Below are 8537 nucleotides of genomic sequence, written 5' to 3'. Positions count from 1 at the left end.
CTGCTCAGTCCCACTCCAGACCCCCCCTGCTCCACTCGTAGACGAACGGGACGGAGACGACCACGAGGAAGAGCAGCATCGCCAGCACGGAGAAGAGCCCGACCTGGTCGAAGGCGACCGCGAAGGGGTAGAGGAAGAGGACCTCGACGTCGAAGACGATGAAGAGCATGGCGGTCAGGTAGAACTTGATCGGCACCCGGCCCCCCTCGTGGGCCTGGGGGGTGGGCTGGATGCCGCACTCGTAGGCCTCCGCCTTGGCCCGGTTGTACGTCGAGCGCCCCAGCAGCCCACCGCCGAAGACGGACCCGAAGGCGAACAGCAGGCCGAAGAAGAGGAAGAAGAGAACCGGCAGATAGGGGTGGTAGTCCATCAGAGCCAGGACTCCTTTCGGGACGAGCGCGGCGTCGGGCCCGCCCAGGGACGGGGCGGGCTCGCGCCTAGCCTAGTCATGGTCGGGGCGTTCATGCGGCAGGGGTGGCCCGGCTCAGCGCGTTGATGATCCGGTCGTCGAGACCTCCGCCGCGCTCCTGCGGCAGGTTGGCCATGATCTTGAGCAGCAGGCGCATCAGCGCGCGCCGCGGCAGCCCGTAGCGCACGGCCAGCCGCATGATCTCCGGGTTGCCGATGAGCGTGGCGAACTGCTTGCCGAGCATGTAGTAGCCCCCGAGGGACTCCTTCATCACCCCGGGGTAGGACTGCAGCACCGCCTCCCGCTCCCCGGGCGTGGCGCGCGCCAGCGCGGAGGCGACGACCTCGGCCGTGTGCCGCCCCGCCTCCATCGCCTCGGCGATGCCCTCGCCGTTGAACGGGTTGACCATGCCGCCGGCGTCGCCCACGAGCAGGAGCCCCCGGTCGTACAGCGGCTGGCGGTTGAAGCACATCGGCAGGGCGGCACCGCGGATCGGCCCGAGCTGGGTCTCCTCGCCGAACTCCCACTCCGCCGGCATGGTCGCCACCCAGCGACGCATGACGTCCTTGTAGTCGAAGGTGCCGAAGTCCTTGGCGGTGTCCAGGATGCCCAGGCCCACGTTCGCGGTGCCGTCACCGACCGGGAAGATCCATCCGTAGCCCGGCATGAGCACGTCCTGCTGGCCGTCCTCGCCCTTGGCCCACAGCTCGAGCCAGGACTCGATGTACTCGTCGTCGTGGCGCGGCGTCCGGTAGTACGTCCGCACGGCGACCCCCATGGGACGGTCGTCACGCCGGGGCCGGTCCATCGTCAGCGACAGCCGGCTGGAGTTGCCGTCGGCGGCCACCACCAGCTGGGCGCGGAACTCCCGGGTCTGGCCCGTGGGCCGCCCGTCCTCCCCCATGACCTTGGCCCGCACCCCGCAGATGTGGCCGCGGTGGTCGAGCACCGGCTCGGAGACGTTCATCCGCTCCAGGAGCCGGGCGCCGCGGGACTGCGCGTGCCGGGCGAGGATCTCGTCCAGGTCCATCCGGGTGCGGACGAGGCCGTAGGGCGGGAAGGTCGCGTTGCCGGGCCAGTCCAGCTCCATCCGGACGCCGCCGCCGAGCATCCGCAGCCCCTTGGTCCGGTGCCAGCCGTCCTCCTCGCGGATGGACACGCCGAGGCTGATGAGCTCGCGCACCGCCCGGGGGGTCAGGCCGTCCCCGCAGATCTTGTCGCGGGGGAAGGACGCCTTCTCCAGGAGCAGCACGTCCAGCCCGTGCGCAGCCAGGTACGCCGCGGTCGAGGCCCCTCCCGGGCCCGCCCCGACGACGATCACGTCAGCCGTCTCGACCTGTCCACTCACCGTGTCTGCGCCTCGCTTGTGCCGACCTTCACGAACCTGGTCAGTCTAGGTGTCGCCCCTCCGCGCTCCGGGCGAGGGATGCCTGCCTGGAATTAGCGGACGCCGGTATGCCGAAACGCGACCACCGGGCACCGTCACGATCACCGGCAACGGGAACCGCAACGGCGACGGCAAGGCAACGGCAACGGCACCGTCAGCGCTCGAGCACGTCGTCCAGGAGGAGGGGGCGCCGGCGCCGGTGGACGAGCGTGGCGGACTGGGCCAGGAAGAGCTCACCGCAGGCGACGGCGTCGACGACGGCGGAGTGCGCCTGGTAGCGCGGCAGGTGGTGCCGGGTGCGGCAGGTGTGCAGGCGCACCGCACCGGGCCGCATCTCGCTGTGCTGCGCCCCGAGCAGCCGACGTTCCACCTCCAGGGTGTCGACCACCTGCAGGTCGAGCCACGTGCCCAGGACGTCCACCCCGACGTCCTCCAGGAAGGAGGTCTCCACCAGGGCGAAGTGCGCCAGCAGGACCCGCCGGCGGCCGTCCTCGGTGACGAGGGCCCGCAGGACCTGAGGCAGCACCTCAGCCACCGTCGGCTCGCGCGCCAGCCGGTCGTCGGTCAGGCCGTGGACGGTGGCGGAGTCCCCCACGTCACCCCGCGGCCGCACCGGCAGGTGGAGCGCCCCCGCCAGCCGCACCTCGCCCTTGCGGACGGGGACGAGGCCGAAGGAGAGCAGCTCGTGCTTCGCGGGCTGCAGCCCGGTCGTCTCCAGGTCGAGGGCCAGGAGCTCGACGTCGTCCAGCGGCGTGTCGGGCGGGTAGGGAGCAGCCGCCGACAACCGCTCCCACGCCTGGGTGAGGACGGGGTCGAGACCCTCCCGCAGGGGCCCCCGGCGCCGCCCGTTCCCACCGCCACCGACACCGAGCCGTCCGCGCCAGTCGTCCCACCACCCCACCTCAGGTCACCTGCGGCAGCCGGGTGCTCAGCCCGTGCTGCGCCTGCCGCACGATCTGGAAGGCGTCGCGCAGGTGGCGCCGGTCCAGGCTGCTCAGGAGCTCGGGGTCGAGGTGGTTGTCCGGCCGGCGGCCGTCGCGCACCTGCGCGACCTGGTGCTGCAGGCGGAGGTAGGACATCAGCTCGTGCGCGTCGGCCAGGTCGACCGCCGACTCGGCGGCCAGCACTCCGCGGGCACGGGCCGCCGCCAGCCGTGCCCCGGTCGGCAGCGCCGTGGCGCCGGCCCGGAGCGAGTGGATCCGCGCCAGCTGGACGATCGCGGAGATGCCGCGCTTGATGTCCAGCGTGTCGCGGTGCTCCCCGGCGTCCTCGAGCACGAACCCGCGGAAGAATCCGATCGGCGGACGCATCCGCGCGGCCTGCCCTGCCAGGTGCGCCAGCAGCAGGTCCGACCGTGAGCCCATCCGCACGACCTGCTCGCGCAGGCCGGCGACCAGGTCCGCGTCGCCGTGCACCGGACGCATGTCGTAGAAGATGGCCGCCCACAGCACCGCCTCGGGCTGCGGCTCGTGCGCCCAGCGGGCGAACTGGGCCCGCCACTCCGGAACGCGCTTGCGCCACCGCGGGTTGGTGGCCATGACGTCGCCGTCGCAGCGCTCCAGCCCGCAGGCCTCCAGCGCGTCGGTCACCCGGTCGGCCACCGCCGCCCACCACGGGTCCTGCGGGTCCGCCTCCTCCCCCAGGACCATCGCGTGGTCCTGGTCGCCGCGAAGGGTCAGCTCCTCCCGGGCGGCGGACCCCAGGGCCACCCAGGCCCAGGGCGCCGGGGCCGGACCCAGCTCGGCCTGCGCCAGCTCCAGCACGCGCACCGTGACGGCGTCGGTCAGCGCGGTGGCGACCCGGCCGACGTCGGCCGCCGTCGCGTCCTCGCTGACCAGCTGCTCCACGATCCGCGGGATGCGGGCGGCCAGCCCCACGACCGCGCCGACGTCCGGCGCCTTGGCCAGGTCGGTGACCAGGTAGACCGGGTTGGAGCGCTCCAGCCGGACCAGGTCGGTCGTGGTGACCAGGCCCACCACCCGCTCCTCGGCGTCCACCACCGGCAGGTGGTGGATGTTGCGCCCGGTCATCTCGAGCATGACCTCCAGCGCGAGCGCGTCGCTGCTGATCGTCACCGGGTTCAGGGTCATCACCTCGCGGACGGGCCGGTCCGTGGGCGTCCCGGCGGCCACCACGCGGCGGCGCAGGTCCCGGTCGGTGAGGATGCCGACGAGGCGGTCACCCTCCATGACCAGGATCGAGGAGACGCCCGCCTCGGTCATCCGGCGGGCGGCCTCGGCGACGGAGACCTGGGGACCGGTGGCCACCGGTTCCCCGCGGACCAGGTCCCTGACCGCCGTCCGGAAGACCGCCGACCCCGTGCGGGGCTGCTGCAGCTGGCTCAGCGCGGTCCGGATCCTGCCGTGGTGGGTGGCCGCGAAGTGCACGGCCACGGCCGGGTGCTCCTGCGCCAGCTCGTCGAAGTCCGCCTGCGGGAGGGTGATGAGCAGGCTGTCCTCCCGGGCGGTGGCGTCGTAGCGGATCGGTCCGTGCTCCACCAGCGCCGACATGCCGAAGCAGCCCCCCGCCCCGAGCCGGTCCACCAGCCGTCCCTCGTCGGTGATGTCCACCGCACCGCTGCGGACCACCCACAGCCGGTCCCCCCGCCCCCCGGCGTGCAGGATCACGCTGCCCCGGCGGGCGTACCGCAGGGTGCACCGCGCCGGCAGCCGGTCCAGCACCTCCGGCGGCAGCGCGTCGAAGGGCGGGTGCTGGGCCAGGAAGTCCCTGACCTCGGCGAGCTCGACGTCCATGTCGTGCCTCCTCGGCGGTGGTGGGATGTGCGGTCTCAGTCCCCGCCGGCGACGGCGTGGTGGACGGCCACCACGCCGCCGGTGAGGTTGCGCCAGCGCACCTGGCCCCAGCCGGCGTCCCGGATGCGCGCGGCCAGCTCACGCTGGGCAGGCCACGCCTGGATCGACTCGGCCAGGTAGACGTAGGAGTCGGGGTTGGAGCTGACCCGCCGGGCCACCCGCGGCAGGGCCCGCATGAGGTAGTTGCTGTAGACGGTGGAGAAGAGGGGCACGACCGGGGTGGAGAACTCGCAGACCACCAGCCGCGCGCCGGGCCGGGCCACCCGCAGGAACTCGCGGAGCGCCAGGTCGACGTCGGCGACGTTGCGCAGCCCGAAGCTCATCGTCACCACGTCGAAGGAGTCGTCGGCGAAGGGCAGGGACATCGCGTCCGCGGCGGTGAACGGCAGGTCCGGACGACGCCGGTAGCCCTCCCGCAGCATGCCGAGGGAGAAGTCCGCCGGCACGACCTGCACGCCCCGGTCCGCGTAGGGCTCGCTGGAGGTGCCGGTCCCCGCGGCGATGTCCAGGACGCGCTCGCCGGGCGAGGCGTCGACCGCCCTGGCGACGGCCCGCCGCCACAGGTGGTCCATCCCGCCGGACAGCACCGTGTTGGTCAGGTCGTAGCGACGGGCCACGTCGTCGAACATCTCGGCGACCTCGCGGGGCTTCTTCTCCAGGCTGGCGCGGGAGGGGCTCATGGCCCCCATCCTCCCACCACCTACAGTGATCCCTCGTGCCCCCGCCTCCCCCGCGCCTGCGCGCACGATCGGTCGCCGTCGACGTCACCGGCGACCTGCTCACCCGCGTTCCCGACGAGGTCGACCCCCGGGAGGTGGTCTCCTGGCTGCGGGAGGGCGACGGCATGGTCGGGTGGGGCCGGGCCGCGGTGGTGCGCACCCGCGGGCCGGAGCGGTTCACCGCCGCCGAGACGTGGTGGGACGGGGTCCGTCACCGCGCCGAGGTCGAGGACGAGGTGCGCCTGCCCGGCACCGGCCTGGTGGCCTTCGGCTCCTTCGCCTTCTCCCCCGGGTCCGCCGACGACAGCGTCCTCACCGTGCCCCGCACGCTCATCGGTCGCCGCGACGGGCTCGCCTGGGTGACCCAGGTGGTGGTGGACGACGAGCCGTGGCCCACCGGGCACCCGGCCGAGATGCTCGCGCGGACCAACCCGCACCTGGGCCGGCTGGACCCGCTCGTGGAGCTCCCGGGCACGGTGGCGGCGCAGGACTGGCCCCAGGTCGTGGCCCGCGCGGTCCGCCGGATCGGCAGCGGCGTGGTCGACAAGGTCGTCCTCGCCCGGGACGTGGCCGTGCGCCACCGCGACGGCGACGTCGTGCGGGTGGCCCCGGTGCTGGAGCGCCTGCAGGCGCGCTACGGCGCCACGTGGACCTTCGCCGTCGACGGCCTCGTGGGTGCCACGCCCGAGATGCTCGTGCGGCTGCAGGGCGGCCGGGCCCGTTCCCGCGTCCTGGCGGGCACGATCCGGCGCGGGACCCCCGCCCCGGTTCCGGCCGCGGCCCCGGTCCCCACCACCGCCCTGGTACCCGCCCCGGCCCCGGCTCCGACCCCCACCCCGGTTCCCGACCCCACGACGACCGACCACCCCACCGACCCCCGTCTGCGGCTGGTGAGCAGCGTCAAGGACCTCGAGGAGCACGCCTACGCGGTGCGGTCGGTGGCCGACGCCCTGGCTCCGCACTGCACCGACCTGCAGGTCCCCGAGGCGCCCTACGTCCTGGAGCTGCCGGACGTCTACCACCTCGCCAGCGACCTCACCGGCCGCATGGTCAGCGGAGCCACCTCCCTGCGCCTGGCCTGCGCGCTGCACCCCTCGGCCGCCGTCTGCGGGACGCCCACGCCGGCCGCCGCCACCCTCATCGAGGAGCTGGAGGGGATGGACCGCGGACGCTACGCGGGTCCCGTCGGCTGGGTGGACGGGTCCGGGGACGGCGACTGGGGGATCGCCCTGCGCTGCGGCGAGCTGGCCCCCGACCGCCGCTCGCTGCGCATCTTCGCCGGGGGCGGGATCGTGGCCGCCTCCGACCCGCAGGCCGAGCTCGCCGAGACCGAGGTCAAGCTGACCGCGATGCGGCACGCCCTGGGCCTGCTCCCGGAGCCGTCGTGACGCTGCGGCTGCGTCCTCCCGGGCCCGGGGACGAGGCCGCGGCCCGCGCCCTGCACGAGGAGCTGCGCTCCGACGGCTTCAGCTTCCTGCTCGCCGACGGGACCTGGGAGGAGGTGCTGGCGGCCTGCGCCCGGGACGCCGCCGGCACCGACCTTCCGCCCGGTCGGGTCCCGGCCGACTTCCTGCTCGCCGAGGTCGACGGCCAGGTCGTCGGGCGCGTCTCGGTCCGGCACCGGCTGACCCCGACCCTGCTGGAGCACGGGGGACACGTGGGGTATGCCGTGGGCCCGCAGTTCCGCAGGCGCGGCCACGCCACCGAGATCCTGCGGCAGTCGGTCGCCCGCCTGCGCGACCTCGGGGTGGAGCGCGTCCTGGTCACCTGTGACGACGACAACGCCGGTTCGGCCCGGGTGGTCGAGGCGTGCGGAGGGGTTCTGGAGGACGTCCGCACCGTGGCCGGGCACCCGCCCGCCCGGCGCTACTGGATCACGACCTGACCCGCTGGTCTCGCATGACGGGGGCCAGGACCGCCATGACCAGCAGGAAGCCGACGACGAGGAAGAGCGCCCGGTCCAGCCCCACCAGCTCGGCGAGAAGGCCGATCGTCGGCGCCCCGAACAGGAAGGCCCCGTAGGCGATCGTCGACACCACGGTGATCGCCCGGTTGCCCCGCCCGGGGACCTCGCCCGCCGCCGACATCGCGGCCGGGAAGATCGTGGAGACCCCCAGGCCCCACAGCAGCCCCCCGACCAGGGCCAGGCTCGTCGAGGGCACGAGGGTGACGACCAGGATGCCGGTCGCCGCCAGCACGCCTCCCGCCCGCACCACGACCGCCCGCCCGAAGCGGTCGATGGTCGGCCCGCCGACCAGCCGGCCGATCGTCATCGTGAGGTTGAAGGCCGTGAGCGCCAGGGCCCCGAATGCCTCGGGGGCCCCCTGGACGTCGACGAGCAGCAGGGCGAGCCAGTCGTTGGCCGATCCCTCCGCCAGGGCCGCAGCCAGGCAGACCAGGCCGATGAGGATCTCCAGCCGGGTGACCCCGCGGCGGACCGGCCGCTCGCCCCCGGCCGGCGACGGGTCGTCCTGCTCCTGCCCCACGCTCTCCCGGACGAAGCGGACGGCTCCCAGCACCCCCGCGACCGCGGCGACCACCGCCAGCACCGGGAGCTGGACCAGACCGACCCCGAGCCAGGCCAGCAGCGCGCCCGTCCCCGAGCCCAGGACGGCACCGCCGGAGAAGCCCGCGTGGAAGTAGGGCATCCACGAGCGTCCCCGCTGCTGCTCGACGTGGGTCGCCTGGATGTTCATCGCCACGTCCCAGATGCCGACGGCCACCCCGGTGACGACCAGGGTGCCCATGAGCACTGCCGCGGAGGGAGCCAGCGCGACCGCGCCCCAGCCGGCGCACCCGACGACCACGGCGAGGAGCACGACGCGACGGCTGCCGAAGCGGTCGACCAGCCGCCCGGTGAACGGCATCGCCAGCAGGGACCCCAGACCCATGCCCATGAGCGCCAGGCCCAGCTGGGCCTTGTCCACGCCCAGCGCGTCCCGGACGGCCGGGACCCGCGCCAGCGCCTGGCCCATGACGAAGCCGGCGGCCGCGAAGACGACCATGACGCCCAGGACCGACCCGCGGGCGGGCTGCCCGGCGTCCCGGGGCGGCTCTCGGTCCTGCATCGACCGTCGGTCCTCGGCCGACCGGTCTGGTCCGCTCGTCCGCGAGCCGGCGGCGGCCGGGACGGTGCGGGGGTCGTCGGCGGGCATGGCTGTCCTCTCGTGCGGCGACGCAGGAGGCCGCGACGTCGGGGGCGTGGGGCG

8 protein-coding genes are annotated in these 8537 nt (G+C 74.3%); 2 read left to right on the top strand and 6 right to left on the bottom strand.

Going from position 1 to position 8537, the window contains the following annotated elements; all coding sequences use genetic code 11:
- Positions 1–4: 4 nt before the first annotated feature.
- The 5 genes from ACWHYA_RS08210 to ACWHYA_RS08190 all read right to left on the bottom strand — a co-directional run bounded on the left by ACWHYA_RS08210 (position 5) and on the right by ACWHYA_RS08190 (position 5289).
- The gene (locus tag ACWHYA_RS08210) at positions 5–370 is read right to left on the bottom strand and encodes an NADH-quinone oxidoreductase subunit A (protein ID WP_425943133.1); all 366 of its coding nucleotides are present in this window, start codon (positions 368–370) and stop codon (positions 5–7) included.
- A gap of 91 nt (positions 371–461) precedes the next feature.
- Complete coding sequence (locus ACWHYA_RS08205) at positions 462–1757, bottom strand: geranylgeranyl reductase family protein (RefSeq protein WP_425943134.1); 1296 nt, start codon at positions 1755–1757, stop codon at positions 462–464.
- Between the two features lie 193 nt (positions 1758–1950).
- Complete coding sequence (locus ACWHYA_RS08200) at positions 1951–2697, bottom strand: exonuclease domain-containing protein (RefSeq protein WP_425943135.1); 747 nt, start codon at positions 2695–2697, stop codon at positions 1951–1953.
- Position 2698: 1 nt separating this feature from the next.
- Positions 2699–4549 carry a DUF294 nucleotidyltransferase-like domain-containing protein gene (locus ACWHYA_RS08195; RefSeq protein WP_425943136.1) on the bottom strand — a complete coding sequence of 617 codons (1851 nt, stop codon included), beginning with the start codon at positions 4547–4549 and terminating at the stop codon, positions 2699–2701.
- A 35-nt stretch (positions 4550–4584) separates the two neighbouring features.
- A complete protein-coding gene (locus ACWHYA_RS08190) occupies positions 4585–5289 on the bottom strand; it encodes a demethylmenaquinone methyltransferase (protein ID WP_425943137.1) in 705 nt (234 codons plus the stop codon).
- 35 nt (positions 5290–5324) lie between these two features.
- On the opposite strand from ACWHYA_RS08190, the gene ACWHYA_RS08185 reads away from it, so the two are divergent.
- On the top strand, positions 5325–6716 hold the full coding sequence (locus ACWHYA_RS08185) for an isochorismate synthase (protein ID WP_425943138.1): 1392 nt from the start codon (positions 5325–5327) through the stop codon (positions 6714–6716).
- Positions 6713–7213, top strand: a complete 501-nt coding sequence (locus tag ACWHYA_RS08180; RefSeq protein WP_425943139.1) for a GNAT family N-acetyltransferase — start codon at positions 6713–6715, stop codon at positions 7211–7213. The genes ACWHYA_RS08185 and ACWHYA_RS08180 overlap by 4 nt, the downstream gene beginning before the upstream one ends.
- On the opposite strand, the gene ACWHYA_RS08175 is transcribed toward ACWHYA_RS08180, so the two are convergent.
- Positions 7203–8483, bottom strand: coding sequence for an MFS transporter (locus tag ACWHYA_RS08175; protein ID WP_425943140.1), 1281 nt, complete (start codon positions 8481–8483; stop codon positions 7203–7205). The two genes, ACWHYA_RS08180 and ACWHYA_RS08175, sit on opposite strands and share 11 nt — an antisense overlap.
- Positions 8484–8537: the final 54 nt, after the last annotated feature.

The organism is Ornithinimicrobium carbonis, assembly GCF_977012275.1.
Note: the sequence above shows the minus strand (reverse complement) of the source record. Positions and strands in the feature narration are given on the sequence as shown.

Excerpts from the sequence above, each read along its gene's own strand:
- ACWHYA_RS08175 (WP_425943140.1), bottom strand. The coding sequence starts at position 8,483 with ATGCCCGCCGACGACCCCCGCACCGTCCCGGCCGCCGCCGGCTCGCGG.
- ACWHYA_RS08190 (WP_425943137.1), bottom strand. The coding sequence starts at position 5,289 with ATGAGCCCCTCCCGCGCCAGCCTGGAGAAGAAGCCCCGCGAGGTCGCC.
- ACWHYA_RS08195 (WP_425943136.1), bottom strand. The coding sequence starts at position 4,549 with ATGGACGTCGAGCTCGCCGAGGTCAGGGACTTCCTGGCCCAGCACCCG.
- ACWHYA_RS08210 (WP_425943133.1), bottom strand. The coding sequence starts at position 370 with ATGGACTACCACCCCTATCTGCCGGTTCTCTTCTTCCTCTTCTTCGGC.